Origin of the sequence: Enterobacter mori LMG 25706, assembly GCF_000211415.1 — a bacterium.
Lineage (GTDB): Bacteria > Pseudomonadota > Gammaproteobacteria > Enterobacterales > Enterobacteriaceae > Enterobacter > Enterobacter mori.
In genome coordinates this window covers 255,398-275,299 of record NZ_GL890780.1, presented here as the reverse complement: position 1 = coordinate 275,299, position 19,902 = coordinate 255,398, and the positions used below count along the sequence as shown (strand labels likewise).

General features: G+C 56.0%; 13 protein-coding genes and 1 tRNA gene. 10 read left to right on the top strand and 4 right to left on the bottom strand.

The window, feature by feature from the left end:
• The first annotated feature begins 9 nt into the window (after positions 1-9).
• The 7 genes from ENTMO_RS0119465 to recD all read left to right on the top strand — a co-directional run bounded on the left by ENTMO_RS0119465 (position 10) and on the right by recD (position 13,027).
• Entirely contained in the window at positions 10-570 is a 561-nt protein-coding gene (locus ENTMO_RS0119465) for a prepilin peptidase-dependent protein (RefSeq protein WP_029485180.1), read from the top strand.
• The gene (locus ENTMO_RS0119460) at positions 567-968 is read left to right on the top strand and encodes a DUF2509 family protein (RefSeq protein ID WP_010435131.1); all 402 of its coding nucleotides are present in this window, start codon (positions 567-569) and stop codon (positions 966-968) included. Before ENTMO_RS0119465 ends, ENTMO_RS0119460 begins: the two co-directional genes overlap by 4 nt.
• A complete protein-coding gene (locus tag ENTMO_RS0119455; RefSeq protein WP_010435129.1) occupies positions 953-1,276 on the top strand; it encodes a prepilin-type N-terminal cleavage/methylation domain-containing protein in 324 nt (107 codons plus the stop codon). Before ENTMO_RS0119460 ends, ENTMO_RS0119455 begins: the two co-directional genes overlap by 16 nt.
• Before the next feature lie 12 nt (positions 1,277-1,288).
• Entirely contained in the window at positions 1,289-4,663 is a 3,375-nt protein-coding gene (gene recC, locus ENTMO_RS0119450; protein WP_010435127.1) for an exodeoxyribonuclease V subunit gamma, read from the top strand.
• 140 nt (positions 4,664-4,803) lie between these two features.
• Entirely contained in the window at positions 4,804-7,671 is a 2,868-nt protein-coding gene (gene ptrA, locus ENTMO_RS0119445) for a pitrilysin (protein WP_010435124.1), read from the top strand.
• A complete protein-coding gene (gene recB / locus ENTMO_RS0119440) occupies positions 7,668-11,210 on the top strand; it encodes an exodeoxyribonuclease V subunit beta (protein WP_010435123.1) in 3,543 nt (1,180 codons plus the stop codon). The genes ptrA and recB overlap by 4 nt, the downstream gene beginning before the upstream one ends.
• Complete coding sequence (gene recD, locus ENTMO_RS0119435; protein WP_010435122.1) at positions 11,207-13,027, top strand: exodeoxyribonuclease V subunit alpha; 1,821 nt, start codon at positions 11,207-11,209, stop codon at positions 13,025-13,027. Before recB ends, recD begins: the two co-directional genes overlap by 4 nt.
• A 35-nt stretch (positions 13,028-13,062) precedes the next feature.
• Here the strand turns inward: recD and argA are convergent, their stop codons facing one another.
• Positions 13,063-14,394, bottom strand: a complete 1,332-nt coding sequence (gene argA / locus ENTMO_RS0119430) for an amino-acid N-acetyltransferase (protein ID WP_010435120.1) — start codon at positions 14,392-14,394, stop codon at positions 13,063-13,065.
• Between the two features lie 227 nt (positions 14,395-14,621).
• On the opposite strand from argA, the gene amiC reads away from it, so the two are divergent.
• Entirely contained in the window at positions 14,622-15,875 is a 1,254-nt protein-coding gene (amiC, locus tag ENTMO_RS0119425; protein ID WP_010435117.1) for an N-acetylmuramoyl-L-alanine amidase AmiC, read from the top strand.
• An 88-nt stretch (positions 15,876-15,963) separates the two neighbouring features.
• On the opposite strand, the gene ENTMO_RS0119420 is transcribed toward amiC, so the two are convergent.
• Positions 15,964-16,040: transfer RNA gene (locus ENTMO_RS0119420), tRNA-Met, on the bottom strand.
• Positions 16,041-16,248: 208 nt separating this feature from the next.
• Here ENTMO_RS0119420 and mltA point away from each other — a divergent pair.
• Positions 16,249-17,346: a murein transglycosylase A gene (gene mltA / locus ENTMO_RS0119415; RefSeq protein ID WP_010435113.1), complete on the top strand. Its 1,098-nt coding sequence runs from the start codon at positions 16,249-16,251 to the stop codon at positions 17,344-17,346.
• A gap of 75 nt (positions 17,347-17,421) precedes the next feature.
• On the top strand, positions 17,422-18,228 hold the full coding sequence (gene tcdA / locus ENTMO_RS0119410) for a tRNA cyclic N6-threonylcarbamoyladenosine(37) synthase TcdA (protein ID WP_010435111.1): 807 nt from the start codon (positions 17,422-17,424) through the stop codon (positions 18,226-18,228).
• Here tcdA and csdE read toward each other — a convergent pair.
• Both csdE and csdA read right to left on the bottom strand, forming a co-directional pair.
• Positions 18,219-18,665, bottom strand: a complete 447-nt coding sequence (csdE, locus tag ENTMO_RS0119405; RefSeq protein WP_010435108.1) for a cysteine desulfurase sulfur acceptor subunit CsdE — start codon at positions 18,663-18,665, stop codon at positions 18,219-18,221. The genes tcdA and csdE overlap by 10 nt on opposite strands.
• Positions 18,665-19,870 carry a cysteine desulfurase CsdA gene (gene csdA, locus ENTMO_RS0119400; protein WP_010435106.1) on the bottom strand — a complete coding sequence of 402 codons (1,206 nt, stop codon included), beginning with the start codon at positions 19,868-19,870 and terminating at the stop codon, positions 18,665-18,667. The genes csdE and csdA overlap by 1 nt, the downstream gene beginning before the upstream one ends.
• Between the last annotated feature and the right edge of the window lie 32 nt (positions 19,871-19,902).

Below are 19,902 nucleotides of genomic sequence, written 5' to 3'. Positions count from 1 at the left end.
GGGAGGGGGATGTCAATGAACCAGCACGGTTTCTCACTTACAGAGGTCTTGATTGCCACGGCTATCAGCAGCCTTTTGCTCATAAGCGCATCGCGTTTTTTACCGGGTTTACAGCGGGCGGTATTACTGCAGTCCGGTCAGCGGGAGGTGGAAGAAGAGGTCTGGCAAAGGCTTTTTGCCCTCGGCAAACAGCTGCAGAGAGCGGGATATTGCGCGGGTAACTGTCCAGGACAAGGCCTGGTGACGGCAAGGCAGGGGAGCTGCGTCATTGTGCAGTGGGATGCAAACAGTAACGGCATCTGGGATGCCTCTGCAGCAGAAAACGACAGCACAGGGTTTCGTCTTGAGTCTGGTGCGCTAGAAACGCTGCGTGGGGCGACATCCTGTGAAGGAAAAGGATGGGAAAAACTCACTGACCCGAACAGGCTGGTGATCCAGCACTTTAGGGTCGATAAGGTTGAACACGCCGGTTTCGCGCCTGAGTTGAATATCGAGCTGGCCGCCATTCGCCAGGGTGAAAAGGGGAAGCCCTTCCTGGCTGTTTATGGTGTCACGGGGTATAACTTGTGAACCGTCAGCGCGGGATGTCTTCGCTGGCGCTGGTACTGCTTTTACTGGTGTTAGGCACGCTGATCCTCACGGGACTTAATCAGCAACTGACTACATTTAGCGCACTCGTTGGCGGCGAGAGCCGTTCACTCCAGCAGCAGGCATCTGTGCAATCCGCGCTTGAGTGGGGGCGCGTTCAGGATTGGCTGGTCTCCCCAGGGGTTCAATGCAAAAAGGCGTCGACGTGGCGAGCATGCATGCGGCGGCTGAGCGAGTCGCGTGTTTTGCTCATCGCCGGAAATAATGACCTTTTGCTCTGGCGTGCAGGAGAGGTAATCGACGGGAAGATTCATTTTTTGCCCCACGGCTGGAGTGATTTTTGTCCACTTAAGGAGAAGGCGCTATGCCAGTTGCCGTAAACAGAGAAAAAGGATTTAGCCTGGTTGAGGTTCTGCTGGCGATGATGCTGCTGGTGATAATCGTCACGGCACTGTCGGGTTATCATCGGGCACTGGCGGCGCGATTTACCCTGTATAACCAGTATCGTCAGCTTTGGCATCATGCCTGGAATCAGGCTCAGCTCTCAACCCCCATTCTCCCCGAAGGCTGGCAGGCCAGTCGGGGGCAGACAACGAAGGCCAGATGTGTCAGCATCACGGTTACACTTATTTCTCCTCTGGGGCGGCGCGGCGCGATGACGCGTCTGCATTGCCCGGTTAGCCAGTAGTCGGGAGCGTCTATGTTAAGGGTCTACCACTCAAATCGTCTGGATGTGCTGGAAGCACTGATGGAATTTATCGTTGAGCGCGAGCGGCTTGACGATCCTTTTGAGCCTGAAATGGTGCTGGTGCAGAGCACCGGTATGGCGCAGTGGCTGCAAATGTCGCTTTCCCGGAAATTTGGCATAGCGGCAAACATTGATTTCCCGCTGCCCGCGAGTTTTATCTGGGAGATGTTTGTGCGCGTACTGCCCGACATCCCTGAACAGAGCGCCTTCAACAAGCAGAGCATGAGCTGGAAGCTGATGGCCCTGCTGCCCGATATGCTTTCAGGCGATGCGTTCGCCATGCTGCGCCACTACCTTAATGACGATACCGATAAGCGCAAGCTGTTCCAGCTGGCGTCGCGCACGGCCGATCTCTACGACCAGTATTTAGTGTACCGGCCTGAATGGCTGACAGCCTGGGAAGCGGGTGAACGGGTGGAGGGCTTGCCGGAAGCACAAGTCTGGCAGGCACCGTTATGGAAAGCACTGGTGGAACATACTGAGGCGCTCGGTCAACCAAAGTGGCACCGTGCAAACCTCTACCAACGGTTTATCTCGATACTCGAAAATGCGTCGGAGCGACCGGCTCGTCTGCCGTCACGCGTGTTTATCTGCGGTATTTCGGCTTTGCCGCCGGTCTATCTGGATGCGCTAAAAGCGCTGGGTAAACACATTGATATCCATATTTTGTTCACGAATCCCTGCCGCCACTACTGGGGTGATATCCAGGATGCGCGCTGGCTTTCACGGCTGGTCACGCGGCAGCGTCGACGTCTCTTTGAAGACCGCTCCGTGCCCTTGTTCAAGGATAGCTCGACAGCCGCGCAGCTTTTCGATGAAGAGGGCATTCAGAACCTGCCGAATCCGTTGCTGGCCTCATGGGGCAAGCTGGGACGTGACTACATTCACATGCTTTCTGACATTACGTCATCTGGCGAGGGGGACGTGGACGCCTTTGTCGAAATCGAATCTGACAGCCTGCTGCACAACATTCAGTTAGATATTCTGGATCTGGAAAACCGGGCCGTTATGGGCGTGACCGAGGAAGAGTTCGAACGCAGCGGCAGGAAACGGAAGCTGGATCCTGACGATCGGAGTATTACCCTTCACGTTTGCCATAGCCCACAGCGTGAGGTGGAAATCCTGCACGATCGCTTGCTGGCAATGCTACAGGACGATCCTGAGCTCACGCCGCGCGACATTGTGGTGATGGTGGCAGACATCGACAGCTATAGCCCCTTTATTCAGGCCGTTTTTGGCAGCGCGACGGGGGAGCGATACCTTCCTTACGCCATTTCTGACCGTCGGGCACGTCAGTCCCATCCGGCCTTGCAGGCATTTATCTCCCTGCTGTCGCTGCCGGACAGCCGGTTTATCTCTGAAGATGTGCTGGCGCTGCTGGATGTCCCTGTTCTGGCTGCCCGTTTCAACATTAATGAAGAGGGGCTACGCTATCTTCGCCAGTGGGTTAACGAATCCGGCGTTCGCTGGGGGATTGATGACGACAACGTGCAGGAGTTTGAACTCCCACCAACGGGGCAGCACACCTGGCAGTTTGGCCTGACGCGAATGCTGCTCGGGTACGCAATGGAGAGCAGCCAGGGTGAATGGAATGACGTTCTGCCATACGACGAGTCCACCGGGTTAATCGCGGAGCTGGTCGGGCATTTAGCCTCGTTGCTGATGCAGCTCAACCGCTGGCGACGGGAGCTGATGCAGCCGCGCCCGCTGGACGCCTGGCTGCCGGTGTGCCGGGAAATGCTCACGGATTTCTTTCTGCCGGACAGTGAAACCGAAGCGGCGATGGCGCTCATTGAAAAGCAGTGGCAGGCCATCGTGGATGAGGGCGTGAATTCGCACTATCAGGAGGCGGTGCCTTTGTCGCTTCTGCGTGATGAGTTGACCCTGCGTCTCGATCAGGAGCGTATTAGCCAGCGTTTCCTGGCAGGGCCGGTCAATATTTGTACCCTGATGCCGATGCGATCCATCCCGTTCAAAGTGGTGTGTCTGCTCGGGATGAATGACGGCATTTATCCTCGGGCACTACCGCCGTTAGGCTTTGACTTGATGAGTCCTAAACCGAAGCGGGGCGACCGCAGCCGCCGTGATGACGACCGTTATCTATTCCTGGAAGCGCTTATTTCAGCGCAGAGCAAGCTGTATATCAGTTACATCGGCCGGTCGATTCAGGACAACAGTGAACGTTTCCCGTCGGTTCTTGTGCAGGAGCTGGTGGACTATATCGGGCAGAGCCACTATTTGCCGGGAGACGAAGCGCGTAATTGTGATGAGAGCGAGCAGCGGGTGAAGGCCCACATCACCTTCTGTCACAGCCGTATGCCTTTCGATCCGGTGAACTATGTCGCCAATGAACACCAGAGTTATGCGCGCGAGTGGCTTCCGGCTGCGAAGAAAGAAGGGATGGCGCATACCAATTTCATTCAGGAACTGGATGAACTCCCCCTGGAAACGTTGACCTTCGAACAGCTTCAGCGTTTTTGGGCACACCCGGTGCGCGCGTTCTTCCAGCAGCGTTTGCAGGTCAACTTCCGTTCTGAAGAGAGTGAAATTCCTGATGCCGAACCCTTTATTCTGGATGGGTTGGAGCGCTACAAGCTGAATCTCCAGCTCCTGAATGCCCTGGTCGAACAGGAAGATGCTGCCACTCTATTTCGCCGCTACCGTGCCGCGGGTCAGTTGCCTTACGGTGCATTCGGGGAGATTGTCTGGGAGGCGCAGTGTCAGGAAATGAAGGCACTTGCTGAACGCGTCATTGAGTGCAGACAACCCGGTAAAAGCATCGAAATCGACCTTGACTGTAACGGTGTCCATTTGACTGGCTGGCTGACGCAGGTTCAGCCGGACGGACTGCTGCGCTGGCGGCCCTCGATGCTCAGCGTTTCACAGGGTTTGCAACTCTGGCTCGAACATCTTGTCTACAGTGCTGGCGGCCATATGGGTGAAAGCCGAATTTTCGTGCGCAAAGAGGGCGAATGGCGTTTTCCGCCGTTGGAGGCTGAGCAGGCTTTGTGTTATTTGTCGCTTTACATCGACGGTTACCGGCGGGGTATGAAAAAACCTCTGCTCCTGTTGCCGGAAAGCGGTGGCGCGTGGATAAAAGCCTGTTATGACGCGCAGAATGATGCCATGTTAACGGATGATGCTTCACTGCAGAAAGCGCGGAATAAGTTTGTGCAGGCCTACGAAGGGAACATGATGGTGCGTGGCGAAGGGGAAGATGTCTGGTATCAACGTTTGTGGCGAACGCTTGAGCCAGAATACTTCGACATGATCACTGTAGAGGCACAGCGCTACCTGTTACCGTTGTTCAAATTTAATCAGTCCTGAGCGCTGTATAAAAATTGCGCAGTATGAGGTGTTCATTTATGATGCACTTCTTATCACGGACTGATGTACCCAATAAAAAGATGTTGGCGTGCCCGGCACGCAATGTATTAATGATGTAGCCGTGATAAAGAGGTAGCACCTTGTTTAAAGCGTTTGTTTTGTTTTTCGCCCTCTGGGTACCCGTCACTCAGGCAGACTCCGGTTGGCAACCCCTTCAGGAAACTATTCGTAAAAGCGAAAAAGATGCCCGCCAATATCAGGCTATTCGTCTTGATAACGGCATGACCGTACTGCTGGTTTCCGATCCGCAGGCGGTGAAATCCCTTTCGGCATTAGTGGTGCCGGTTGGATCGCTGGAAGATCCTGAGGCTCATCCTGGGCTTGCACACTATCTGGAACATATGACCCTGATGGGGTCAAAAAAATACCCGCAGCCAGATAGCCTGTCCGAATTTCTGAAAATGCATGGCGGCAGCCACAATGCCAGCACGGCGCCGTACCGCACGGCTTTTTATCTTGAAGTCGAAAATGATGCGCTTGAAGGCGCGGTCGATCGCCTTGCTGATTCCATCGCCGCCCCCTTGTTGGATAAAAAGTATGCCGATCGTGAACGCAATGCGGTGAATGCCGAGCTGACCATGGCCCGCACGCGAGACGGTATGCGCATGGCCCAGGTTAGCGCTGAAACCATCAACCCTGCGCACCCGGGTTCGCGTTTCTCCGGCGGTAACCTGGAGACGTTAAGCGACAAACCGAACAGCCCGGTGCTTGATGCCCTGCACGCGTTCCGCGATAAATACTACTCCGCCAACCTGATGAAAGCGGTCATCTACAGCAATAAACCGTTGCCAGAACTGGCAGGCATGGCGGCTAAAACCTTTGGTCGGGGGCCGAATAAAAATATCGACCGGCCGCAGATAGACGTCCCGGTGGTCACGGACGCGCAAAAAGGGATCGTTATCCACTACGTGCCGGCGCTGCCGCGCAAAGTGCTGCGCGTGGAATTCCGCATCGATAACAACACCTCACAGTTTCGCAGTAAAACCGATGAGCTCGTGACCTACCTGATAGGGAACCGTAGCCCGGGTACGCTTTCTGACTGGCTGCAAAAACAGGGGCTGGTGGAAGGTATTCGCGCCGATTCCGATCCGGTTGTGAACGGCAATAGCGGCGTGCTGGCGATCTCCGCCACCCTGACCGACAAAGGGCTGGCAAACCGTGATGAAGTGGTAGCAGCGATTTTCAGTTACCTCTCTTTACTGCGCGAGAAAGGCGTCGATAAGCGCTACTTTGATGAACTCGCCCACGTGCTGGATCTCGATTTCCGTTACCCGTCCATTACCCGCGACATGGATTACGTTGAGTGGCTGGCGGACACCATGATCCGCGTGCCGGTGGAACACACTCTTGATGCGGTCAATATTGCCGACCGGTATGACGCCGAGGCGGTAAAAGCCCGCCTGGCGATGATGACGCCGGAGAATGCCCGCATCTGGTACATCAGCCCGAACGAACCGCATAACAAGACGGCGTATTTTGTCGATGCCCCCTATCAGGTGGATAAAATAAGCGCGCAGACCTTCGCCGACTGGCAGAAGAAGGCAGGAGAAATTGCGTTAAAGCTGCCGGAGCTGAACCCTTATATTCCGGATGACTTCTCGCTGACCAAAACGACTAAAGATTACCCGCATCCGGCGCTTATCATTGATGAGCCGACGCTGCGCGTGGTGTATACCCCCAGCCGCTATTTCGCAAGCGAGCCAAAAGCCGATGTCAGCGTGGTGCTGCGTAACCCGAAAGCGATGAATAGCGCTAAAAATCAGGTGATGTTCGCGCTCAATGACTATCTCGCTGGGATTGCGCTCGATCAGCTTAGCAACCAGGCGGCCGTGGGTGGCATCAGTTTCTCCACCAACGCCAACAACGGTTTGATGCTCAATGCCAACGGCTATACCCAGCGTTTGCCTCAGCTGTTCCAGGCACTGCTGGAAGGGTATTTCAGCTACACGCCGACGGAAGAGCAGCTTGAGCAGGCCAAATCGTGGTATGCGCAGATGATGGATTCTGCGGAGAAGGGCAAAGCTTACGATCTGGCGCTTATGCCAGCGCAAATGCTTTCGCAAGTTCCTTATTTCCAGCGAGAAGACCGCCGCGCGCTGTTGCCTTCGATCACCTTAAAAGACGTGCTGGCTTACCGTGACGGGCTGAAAACCAACACGCGTCCGGAGTTCCTGATCGTCGGCAACATGAGTGAGGATCAGGCCAAAACGCTGGCGCAAAATGTCCGTACACAGCTGGGTTCAAAAGGTGACGAGTGGTGTCGCAATCAGGACGTGCTGGTTGAGAAAAAGCAGAATGTGATTTTCGAAAAAGCGGGTAGCAGCACCGATTCCGCGCTGGCCGCCGTGTTTGTTCCGACCGGGTATGATGAGTTTGCCAGCTCTGCGCAGAGTGCTGTTCTCGGACAAATCATCCAGCCATGGTTCTACAACCAGTTGCGTACTGAAGAGCAGCTTGGCTATGCGGTCTTCGCCTTTTCCATGAACGTGGGCCGCCAGTGGGGTCTTGGCTTCCTGCTGCAAAGCAGTGATAAACAGCCTGCCTACCTCTGGCAGCGCTATCAGGCTTTCTTCCCGCAGGCGGAAGCAAAACTGCGCGCCATGAAGCCAGACGAGTTTGCCCAGATCCAGCAGGCGGTCATTGCGCAGGTGATGCAGGCACCGCAAACGCTGGGTGAGGAAGCTTCTCAACTGAGCAAAGATTTTGATCGGGGTAATCTGAAGTTTGATTCGCGTGATAAAGTAGTGGCCGAAATAAAACAGCTGACGCCTCAGAAGGTTGCCGACTTCTTCCATCAGGCGGTGATTAAACCGCAGGGGATCGCCATTCTGTCTCAGGTTTCCGGTAGCCAAAATGGCAAAACGGATTACGTAAACCCGAAAGGCTGGAAAATCTGGAAGAGCGTCACTGCGTTGCAGCAATCAATGCCCTGGAGTAAGAAAGAATGACCGATACCGCTGAGTCCCTTGATCCCTTACGTTTACCTCTACAGGGTGAACGATTGATTGAAGCCTCAGCGGGAACGGGAAAAACCTACACTATTGCCGCGCTCTATCTGCGTCTGCTGTTAGGGCTTGGCGGTACTGCCGCTTTTCCGCGTCCGTTAAGCGTGGAGGAGCTGCTGGTGGTGACCTTCACCGAAGCAGCTACCGCCGAGCTGCGTGGCCGTATCCGTGCCAATATTCACGAGCTGCGCATCGCTTGCCTGCGACAGAGCACCGATAACCCGCTTTACGCCAGCCTTCTGGAAGAAATTGCCGATAAGCAGCAGGCTGCGCATTGGCTGCTGCTGGCGGAACGGCAAATGGATGAAGCGTCCGTTTTCACCATCCACGGCTTTTGTCAGCGCATGCTGAGCCTGAATGCCTTTGAGTCCGGCATGCTATTTGAACAGCAGCTCATTGAAGACGAGTCTGAGCTTCGCTATCAGGCCTGCGCAGATTTCTGGCGCCGCCACTGCTACCCCCTGCAGCGTGACATCGCCGAAGCGGTGCATGCGTTGTGGAAAGGCCCTGAAGAGCTTTTGCGTGCTATCGATCGCTATCTACAGGGGGAAGCGCCCGTCATCAAATCACCGCCGCCAGCGGACGAAACGCTCGCATCACGCCATGAAAAGATCGTCACGCAAATTGCGACCCTGAAGCAAAAGTGGAATGCGTCCGTCGGTGAAATTGCCTCGATCCTCGAAAACTCCGGTATTGACAGGAAAAAATTTAACCGCGGCAATCAGGGCAAATGGATCGACAAGATCAGCGCCTGGGCACAGGAAGAGACGCGAGGCTATCAGCTTCCGGATGCTCTGGAAAAGTTCTCCCAGCGTTTTTTGACCGAGCGGACGAAAGCCGATGGCATCGTGCCAGAGCATCCTCTTTTTGTTGCCATCGAGAGTCTACTGGCTGAGCCGTTAACGCTTAACGACTTAATGATTACCCGCGCCATGACGGAAATCCGTGAAGCCGTGGCGCGTGAAAAACGCCGTCGGGGTGAGCTGGGCTTTGACGATATGCTAAGCCGTCTGGACGCCGCGCTGTGCAGTGAAAATGGCGAAGCGCTCGCTGCAGCAATCCGCACGCGTTTTCCGGTGGCCATGATCGATGAGTTTCAGGATACGGACCCCCAGCAGTACCGTATTTTCCGCCGTATCTGGCGTCAGCAGCCAGACACTGCGCTGCTGTTGATCGGTGACCCGAAGCAGGCGATTTACGCCTTCCGTGGCGCCGACATTTTTACCTACATGAAGGCCCGTAGCGAAGTTACAGCCCATTACACCTTAGAGACTAACTGGCGATCCGCTCCGGGTATGGTGGAAAGCGTCAACACGCTCTTTAAGCAGATGGACGCGGCGTTTATGTTTCGTGAAATTCCTTTCCTGCCGGTCAAGTTTGCTGAAAAAAATGCCTCGTTGCGCTTTGAGTTCAATGGCGTGACTCAGCCAGCCATGAACCTTTGGCTGCTCGACGGTGAAGGCTGTGGCGTTGGGGATTATCAAAGTGCGATGGCGCAGCACTGCGCCGCACAGATCCGCGACTGGCTGAGTGCCGGAGCGCGTGGCGAAGCCGTGTTATGGCGAGGGGAGCAGGCGAACCCCGTCAAGGCATCCGATATTACGGTGCTGGTGCGCAGTCGCCAGGAGGCGGCGCTGGTCCGCGATGCGCTGACCTTGCTCAACATCCCGTCCGTCTATCTCTCGAATCGCGACAGCGTCTGTGAAACTCTGGAAGCTCAGGAGATGCTATGGCTGCTGCAGGCCGTGTTGGCCCCCGAGCGTGAAAGCACGCTTCGCAGCGCCGTGGCCAGCGCAATGATGGGGCTGAATGCCCGTGATATTGACGCGCTAAACAACGACGAGGAAGCCTGGGATAATGTCGTTGAAGAGTTTGCCCACTACCGGGAACGCTGGCAAAAACGCGGCGTAATGGCCATGCTGCGCGAGCTGATGGCGAAGCGTCAGATTGCGGAGAATATGCTCGCCACGGCAGGCGGCGAGCGCCGCCTGACCGATATTCTGCATATCAGCGAGCTGTTGCAGGAAGCGGGAACGCAGCTCGAAAGCGAGCATGCGCTGGTGCGCTGGCTGTCACAGCAGATTGCCGATCCGAACAGCAACTCATCCAGTCAGCAGATGCGCCTCGAAAGCGATAAGCATCTGGTGCAGATCGTCACCATTCACAAGTCGAAAGGTCTTGAGTATCCGCTGGTCTGGCTCCCGTTTATCGCCAACTACCGCGTGCAGGACCAGGCCTTTTACCACGACCGTGAATCATTTGAAGCCGTGCTCGATCTCAGTAAAGCGGAATCCAGCGTTGAGCTGGCGGAGGCTGAACGTCTGGCAGAGGATTTACGCCTGCTCTACGTGGCGCTGACCCGCTCGGTCTGGCATTGCAGTCTGGGTATTGCGCCGCTGTTTCGTCGCCGTGGTGAGAAGTCAGGAGAGACCGATTTCCATTTAAGCGCGCTGGGACGTCTTATTCAGCTCGGAGAGCCAAAAGATGCGGCAGGGCTGCGCCAGTGCATCGAGGCGCTGTGTGGTGACCATATTGCTCTGCATATTCCCTCATCGCCGGAGAACAGCCGCTGGCAGATGCCGGAGCAGCCTGTTGCCGATCTGAATGCCCGGCAAATCAAGCGAACTCTCGCTGACGACTGGCGCGTAACCAGTTACTCCGGTTTACAGCAGCATGGGCAGAGCATTGCGCAGGATCTGATGCCGAAGCTGGATGTGGATGCCGCCGGAGTGGGAGACGTACTCCCTGAGCCTGCCCTGACTCCGCATCGGTTCCCACGCGGCGCGTCACCCGGTACCTTTTTACACAGCCTGTTTGAAGAACTGGATTTCACCCAGCCGGTTTCTACTGAGTGGGTGCTGAAAATGCTCCAGAGCGGCGGCTTTGACGAGAAATGGCAGCCTGTCCTCACCGACTGGGTCACTGCGATTTTACAGGCACCGCTCACGCAGCAGGGGATTTCGCTCAGCCAGTTGACCGCTAAAGACAAACAGGTGGAAATGGAGTTTTATCTCCCTATCGCCAGCCCGCTTAAAGCCGATGCGCTTGATGCGTTGATCCGTGAGTACGATCCGCTTTCCGCTGGCTGCCCGCCTTTGAACTTCCGCCAGGTTCAGGGGATGTTAAAAGGTTTTATCGACCTGGTTTTCCGCCACGAAGGTCGTTACTACCTGCTGGATTACAAATCGAACTGGCTGGGGGACAGCAGCGACGCCTACACGCAAGACGCGATGGCATCTGCCATGCAGCAGCATCGCTACGATTTGCAGTATCAGCTTTATACGCTGGCTCTGCATCGCTATCTGCGCCACCGCATTGCCGATTACCGTTATGAAGATCATTTCGGCGGCGTTATTTATCTCTTCCTGCGCGGGGTGGACGCTACGGATCCCAACTCCGGCATTTTCAGCACACGTCCGGACGCGGCATTGATAGAAAAGATGGATGAGTTGTTTGCCACAACCACGGAGGAGATGGCATGACGATGCAGGAACTATTGCTGGAAGCCGTGGAACAACGCGTGCTGCGCCCCCTTGACGTTCAGTTCGCCATGATGGTGGCGGGCGAGGAGCCGGAGGTGATGCTCGCTGCCGCTCTTCTCAGCAAAGACGCGGGAGAAGGGCACGTTTGCCTGCCGCTTTCGCGTCTGGTGCCAGATGAACAAATGCCTGCGGCATTGCAGTCCTGTTTCGTTCTGCTGGGGGAATCGGTGGACTGGCAGGCTGTATTACTCCGCTCTCCCGCCGTCAGCGGGGCCGAAACGCAAACGCCGATGATCCTGACCGGCGAGCGTTTATACCTTAACCGCCTGTGGCGCAACGAGCTCACGGTGGCGCGCTTTTTCAGCGAAACGAATGCCCCGCTTCCGTGTGATGAAGCGCAGCTTCGACAAACGCTGGATGGCCTGTTTAGCTCGGGTGAGGCCATCGACTGGCAAAAAGTGGCGGCGGCCGTGGCCTTAACGCGGCGGATTTCGGTGATTTCTGGCGGCCCGGGCACGGGGAAAACCACTACGGTGGCAAAACTCCTCGCGGCGCTGATTCAGCTATCTGGCGAGCAGAAATGCCGTATCCGGCTGGCCGCACCTACCGGTAAAGCCGCCGCTCGACTCACGGAGTCGTTGGGTGGGGCGCTGCAAAAACTGCCGCTAACCGAGGCGCAGCTTGCACTTTTCCCCAATGAGGCTAGCACCTTACACCGTCTGCTTGGCGCACAGCCGGGCAGCCAGCGGCTGCGATATCATGCCGGCAACCCGCTGCATCTGGACGTACTGGTGGTGGATGAAGCCTCAATGATCGACCTGACGATGATGTCGCGGCTGATTGATGCGCTGCCGCCTCACGCGCGGGTTATTTTCCTTGGCGATCGCGATCAGCTTGCCTCTGTGGAAGCCGGAGCGGTGCTGGGGGACATTTGCACCTACGCCAGTTTTGGCTATACCGCTGCGCGTGCTCAGGAGCTGGTACGCCTGACCGGCTGCGCCCTCGAACCCGATAACTCCCCGGTAGCGGGGGCGCTGCGCGACAGCCTGTGCTTGCTGCAAAAAAGTTACCGTTTCGGCAGTGACTCCGGTATCGGCCAGTTGGCTGCTGCGGTAAACCGCGGCGATCGGCACAGCACGCGCGGCGTGTTTGACGGCACCTTTACCGATATCGAGAAAAAATCGCTGCAAAGCAGTGAAGAGTATCAGGCGATGCTGGATGACGCGCTGGAGGGATATCAGTACTTCCTGACCTGTGTACAACAGCAGAATACGCCGGAGCAGGTCATTGCCGCGTTCGGTGAATATCAGCTCTTGTGTGCGCTGAGGGAGGGGCCGTTTGGCGTCAGTGGGCTAAACGACAGGCTGGAACAGCTGCTGGCGCAGAAGCGTAAAATCAACCGTTTGCCGCATTCGCGCTGGTATGAGGGGCGACCGGTAATGATCTCCCGCAATGACAGCGCGCTGGGCTTGTTTAACGGGGATATCGGAATTGCGCTCGATCGCGGTCAGGGGCTGCGCGTCTGGTTCATGATGCCGGAGGGAAGCGTGAAGTCGGTACAGCCAAGTCGTCTGCCCGAGCATGATACGGCGTGGGCGATGACGGTACACAAATCCCAGGGCTCTGAGTTTAATCATGCGGCGCTGATCCTGCCTACGCAGCTGTCACCCGTCATCACCCGAGAGCTGATTTACACCGCCATTACCCGCGCGCGCCAGCGGCTGTCGCTCTATACCGATGAACGCGTTCTGGTACAGGCCATTGCCGCGCGAACGGAACGTCGAAGCGGCTTAAGTGCGATATTCGAGTCCCTCTAAGTTAAACGCCCCCACCGGACGGTGAGGGCGCTGTATTATCCCAGGTCAGCCATCAGCACTTTTGAACGACGCTGATAGTTGTACATCTCTTTCTTGCTTTCCGGCAGTGAATCAATGTCGACCGGCGTAAAGCCGCGTTCCTGGAACCAGTGAATGCTGCGGGTCGTCAGAACAAACAGCTTGCTGAGCCCAATCTGCCGCGCCTGAGCTGCCACACGCTCCAGCAGCATCTCGCCGCGGGAAGAGCTGCGGTAGTCAGGATGCACGGCAACGCAGGCCATTTCGCCGATCTTCTCCTCCGGGAACGGATAGAGCGCGGCACAGGCGATGGTCAGGTTATCGCGCTGGATGATGGTGAATTTGTCGATCTCCATCTCCAGCTGCTCGCGTGAACGGCGAACCAGAATTCCCTGCTGTTCCAGCGGACGGATCAGTTCCAGAATGCCGCCAATATCGTTGATGGTCGCGCGGCGGATCTGCTCGGCGCTCTCCATCACAATCTGCGTACCAATACCGTCGCGGGAGAACAGCTCTTGCAGCAGCGCACCGTCTTCCTGATAGCTGATCAGGTGGCTACGGCGCACGCCGCTGCGGCAGGCTTTCACTGCTCCGCGCAGAAAGCGCACGGTGCCGGAGTGGTAATCTCCCGCTTCTTCGAGCGCTTCAACGCGCGCCTGCGCTTCGTTGGGAAATAGTTCAGGCACAATCATCCCTTCATCGTTTTCGACACCCTGTGAGGAACAAAACCCAATCATTTTTTCCGCTTTCAGCTTGATAGCAAGCTGGGTGGCTATCTCTTCAGACGTCAGGTTAAAACTTTCGCCCGTTACAGAAACCGCGACCGGACCCATCAGCACGATGGCACCGCTGTCCAGCTGGCGGTGAATAGCCTCTTCATCGATACGACGAATACGACCGCTGTGGCAATAATCCACGCCGTCGTCCACGCCAAGCGGCTGAGCGATGATGAAGTTGCCGCTCACGACGTTAATATGCGCGCCTTGCAGCGGCGTATTGTTCAGGCTCATCGACAGGCGGGCGGTGATGTCCAGCTGCAACAGACCCGCAGCCTGTTTCACCAGTTCAAGCGTTTTCGCATCCGTCACGCGGGTATGTTTGTGATAAATAGGCTCATGCTGATGAGAGGCCAGATTGGCATCGATCTGCGGGCGCGCGCCATACACCACAACCAGGCGGATGCCGAGGCTGTGCAGAAGACCTATATCATTGACGATACTGGAAAAATTTTCATGCTCAATGGCTTCGCCGCCGAGCATGATGACGAACGTTTTCCCCCGATGGGCGTTGATATAGGGAACAGAATGGCGGAATCCCTGGACCAGTTCGGTTCTACGTTCCTTCACCATGGCACAACCCTTAATGAATGTTTATTCGTAATTTCTGTATTTTTATTCGATTATAGCCGCGTGTGCAAGCCTAAATTTTCCGCGACACATAGAAAGGAATAAGTAATCCGTGCGTTAACGTATGATTGTTTACCCTTTTATAGATGACAGTTTATGCGTCATTCGTTAAAGTTTTCGGTCAATCTGGACATTTTGTATATCAGTTCGTTTTCTTGCTCGGGAGAAGCATGTCGGGATCCAATTCAGCAATAAGCCGCCGCCGTTTGTTAAAAGGGGCGGGGGCAATGGGGTTGCTTAGCGTCAGTCAGGTCGGTCTTGCTGCCACTAGCCAGGTGGTGGCGGTGCGCGTCTGGCCGTCGTCGACCTATACGCGCGTGACGGTCGAATCCAATCGCGTGCTGAAATATAAGCAATTTGCCCTCAGCAATCCTGAACGTGTGGTCGTGGATCTCGAAGGTGTAAACCTCAATTCCGTGCTTAAGGGGATGGCGGCGCAGATCCGCGGTGACGATCCTTTTATCAAGTCAGCGCGCGTTGGCCAGTTTGATCCGCAGACGGTTCGTATGGTGTTTGAACTGAAGCAGAACGTGAAACCGCAGCTGTTTGCGCTTGCGCCGGTAGCAACGTTTAAAGAACGTCTGGTGATGGATCTTTATCCCGCCAACGCAACGGACATCCAGGATCCGCTTCTGGCGCTTCTGGAGGATTACAACAAAGGCGATCTCGAACGTCAGGTTCCGCCCGCGCAAAGCGGCCCACAGCCGGGTAAAGCAGGGCGCGATCGTCCTATTGTGATCATGCTCGATCCCGGCCACGGCGGGGAAGACTCCGGTGCCGTCGGGAAATATCACACCCGTGGAAAAGATGTGGTGCTGCAGATCGCCCGTCGCCTGAAGGCATTGATTGATAAAGAAGGCAATATGCGCGCCTACATGACGCGTAATGAGGATGTCTTTATTCCGCTAAAAGTTCGCGTGGCAAAAGCGCAGAAGCAGCGCGCGGATCTGTTCGTCTCCATCCATGCGGATGCCTTTACCAGTCGCCAACCGAGTGGTTCATCGGTATTTGCGCTCTCGACCAAAGGGGCGACCAGTACTGCGGCAAGATACCTTGCGGATACGCAGAACGCTTCGGACTTAATTGGTGGCGTGGGCAAGAGCGGCGACCGCTACGTCGATCACACCATGTTCGATATGGTGCAATCATTAACCATCACCGACAGCCTGAAATTTGGCAAAGCGGTGCTGGGCAAGCTGGGTAATATCAATAAGCTGCATAAAAACAGCGTCGAGCAGGCCGGGTTTGCGGTACTGAAAGCGCCGGATATTCCGTCCATCCTGGTCGAAACCGCGTTTATCAGTAACGTGGAAGAGGAGCGCAAGCTGAAGACCGCTAAGTTCCAGCAGGAAGTGGCGGAGTCGATTCTGGCAGGGATACGGGCGTATTTCTCAGACGGGGCGACGCTGGCGCGACGTGGTTAGCGCTGTACGCCGGGTTATCGCCCGGCAGTTTCACAAACTGCAGATACAAAAAAACACCCTTAAGGGTGTTTATTGTTTTTAGACGTGTTGGTTGCGGGGGCCGGATTTGAACCGACGACCTTCGGGTTATGAGCCCGACGAGCTACCAGGCTGCTCCACCCCGCGTCCGTGGATGCGCACTATACTCGGATAGGTTTGTGATGCAACCCCTTTTTCACATAAATCATGATTTTGTATGCAAATTGAACGACATGGCTTGGTTTGGACTATTTTTTGCGCAAAATTTGCCAAAGAGCATGTGATTGCATTTCATTAGCCCTGGCGGTTTGTTATCTTCATCACGCGGATAAGGGCAACTTAAAGACGAGATATAATGAAAGGACGTTGGGCGAAGTATCTGATGACGGGCGCAATGGTAGCGATTCTTGCGGCCTGTTCTTCCAAACCGACCGATCGCGGTCAACAGTATAAAGACGGGAAGTTATCCCAGCCTTTCTCTTTAGTTAATCAACCTGATGCGGTCGGCGCACCGATCAATGCCGGAGATTTCTCCGAACAGGTCTACCAGATCCGCAATGCGTCACCGCGTCTGTATGGCTCACAGAATAATGTCTATAGCGCGGTACAGGACTGGCTGCGTGCGGGCGGTGATACGCGCAATATGCGCCAGTTTGGTATTGATGCCTGGCAGATGGAAGGGGCGGATAATTACGGCAACGTTCAGTTCACCGGGTATTACACGCCAGTGATTCAGGCGAGACATACCCGCCAGGGCGAGTTCCAGTATCCTATCTACCGTATGCCACCAAAGCGCGGCCGCTTGCCGTCTCGTGCTGAGATCTACTCCGGTGCGCTGAGCGAAAATTACATCCTGGCCTACAGCAACTCGCTGATGGATAACTTCATCATGGATGTTCAGGGCAGCGGGTACATTGATTTCGGTGATGGTTCGCCACTTAACTTCTTCAGCTATTCCGGTAAAAACGGTCATGCCTATCGCAGCATCGGTAAGGTGCTGATCGACCGTGGCGAAGTAAAGAAAGAAGATATGTCGATGCAGGCGATCCGCGAGTGGGGCGAAAAACACAGCGAAGCCGAAGTGCGTGAGCTGCTGGAGCAGAACCCGTCGTTCGTCTTCTTTAAACCGCAAAACTTCGCGCCGGTGAAAGGAGCGAGTGCGGTACCGTTGATTGGTCGCGCATCGGTCGCCTCGGATCGGTCGATTATTCCTGCGGGCACCACGCTGCTTGCTGAGGTTCCTCTGCTGGACAACAACGGCAAATTTAACGGCAAGTATGAGTTACGCCTGATGGTGGCGCTGGACGTCGGCGGCGCAATCAAAGGCCAGCACTTCGACATCTATCAGGGTATTGGCCCTGACGCAGGCCATCGTGCGGGCTGGTATAACCACTACGGACGCGTATGGGTACTGAAGGCGGCACCGGGTGCCGGAAACGTATTCAGCGGCTGATTGTGGTATTCTGAGCGCAATACGGATTACTGTTCAGGGTGAGGAAAACCTCACCCTTTTTACATCTGAGGTTTTATGTCTGTGGTAATCAGCGACGCCTGGCGCCAGCGTTTTGGCGGTACGGCACGTTTATATGGTGAAAAAGCCCTCCAGCTGTTTGCGGATGCGCATATCTGCGTCGTGGGCATTGGTGGTGTAGGGTCGTGGGCGGCAGAAGCGCTGGCGAGAACCGGTATTGGCGCAATCACGCTGATTGACATGGATGACGTTTGCGTGACCAACACCAACCGTCAAATTCACGCCCTGCGTGATAACGTCGGCCTGGCGAAGTCTGAGGTGATGGCGGAGCGTATTCGTCTCATCAACCCCGAGTGCCGCGTGACGGTGATCGACGACTTTGTGACGGCAGATAACGTCGCGGAGTACATGAGCAAAGGCTACAGCTATGTGATTGACGCTATCGACGGCGTGCGGCCAAAAGCGGCGCTGATCGCATACTGCCGTCGCTACAAGGTGCCGCTGGTCACGACGGGCGGGGCGGGCGGTCAAATCGATCCGACGCAGATCCAGGTGGCCGATCTGGCGAAAACGATCCAGGATCCGCTGGCCGCCAAGCTTCGCGAACGCCTGAAAAGCGACTTCAACGTGGTGAAGAACAGCAAAGGCAAGCTGGGTGTTGACTGTGTGTTCTCAACTGAAGCGCTGGTTTATCCCCAGGCAGATGGGTCTGTCTGTGCGATGAAGAGTACGGCGGAAGGGCCAAAACGAATGGATTGCGCCTCCGGCTTTGGTGCGGCCACCATGGTGACCGCCTCCTTTGGCTTTGTGGCGGGCTCTCACGCCCTGAAGAAGATGATGGCGAAGGCGGAACGTCAGGCCTGAGCCTGACGCGCTGCGTCCTGTACCGCGTCGCTGAGCGCGATCAACCCCTGACCGCGCGAGGCACTGAGCTGCGCGCGCAGCCCAAGCTCATCAAACAACGCCAGCGGCGAATGTGCCAGCAATTCTGTCGCGTTTTTCCCTTCCACTGCGGTTAACAGCACCGCCAGCAGCCCTCTGACGATACGGCCTTCGCTGTCGCCAAAGAAGTGCAGTTTCTCGCCGGAGAGGCTATACCCCAGCCAGACGCGGTTTTCACAGCCTGCAATCTCTTTCGCCTGCGCTTTGAGATCGTCTGAAAGCGCAGGAAGCTGTTTACCCAGCAGGATCAACTGACGATATTTATCTTCCCACTGTGTAAGCGGGGCGAAGGTCTGTTTTAAGGTCTCTTCTGTGATGACCGTGCCGAACGGATGCCCGGCTAAAGCAGCGCTAGTCATTAATCCACCAGTAATTCAAGGGCGCGGTCAACGGCGGCAACCAGCGCGTCAACATCGCTTTGTGTGTTGTAAGGCGCGAAGGAAGCTCGTAGCGTACCGCTAACACCAAGCGCCGTCAGCAGCGGCTGGGCGCAGTGCTGTCCGGCGCGCAGGGCGATGCCATATTCCGCCAGCAGTGTGACCATATCACTGTGATGCACGCCTGCAAAATCAAAGGCGAGCAGGCTGGAATCCTGCACGCGGAACGAGCGGAAACCGGGGCGTTTTTTAAGCTCTTCTTCTGCAAGCGTAGCCAGACCCCGGCTCCAGCTTTCAGCCTGAGCCACGTCCGTTTCTTCCAGCCACTCAAGCGCCGCGCTTAAGCCAATCACGCCCGCCACGTTCGGCGTACCGGCTTCCAGACGGTAAGGCACTTCCTGGGTTTTAAAGCCGTCGAAGGTGACTTCGGCGATCATCTTTCCGCCGCCGAGCCACGGCGTCATCTGCGCCAGCAGTTCAGGCTTGCCGTACAAGGCCCCGATGCCGGTTGGCCCGTACAACTTGTGTCCTGAAAAGGCATAGAAATCAATATCCAGCGTTTGCACATCCGCCGGAAAATGCACCACGCCCTGCGCACCGTCGACCATCACCACCATATTGCTGGCATGGGCGATCGCAATGGCTTTAGCCAGATCTGGACAGCCACCGGTAACGTTAGACATCTGCCCCAGCGCCAGAATCCGGCTGCGGGGGGTGGTAAGCTCTGGTAAACGCGCCACGTCCGGCAGTAAATCGGCACCTAGCGGGAGCTTCACAATGCGCGCGCCCGTTTGCTCTGCCACCATCAGCCACGGCACCAGGTTGGCATGATGTTCAGCCTCGCTGACAATGATTTCATCGTCCGGTTGAAGCCGCGGACGTGCGTAGCACTGGGCCACCATATTGATGGCCTCGGTAGTGCCGCGCGTCCAGACAATATTTTTCCCGCTTTCGGCATTAATCAGCCGTGCGACCCGATCGCGAGCGGCCTCATAGCGCGCAGTAAGATGCTGCGCTTCAGCGTACTGGCTGCGATGCACATTGCCAGCACTCAGGCTGTAGAATTGCTGCGTTGCTTCAATGACCGCCTGAGGCTTCAGGGCCGTGGCAGCGCTATCAAGGTAAATACCGGCATCGGCCAGCGCCGGAAACTGTGCGCGAAAGTGCGCAGGACTGAAAGCGTTCATGGAATTCCTCGTGTCGATAAAGAGATCGTCGC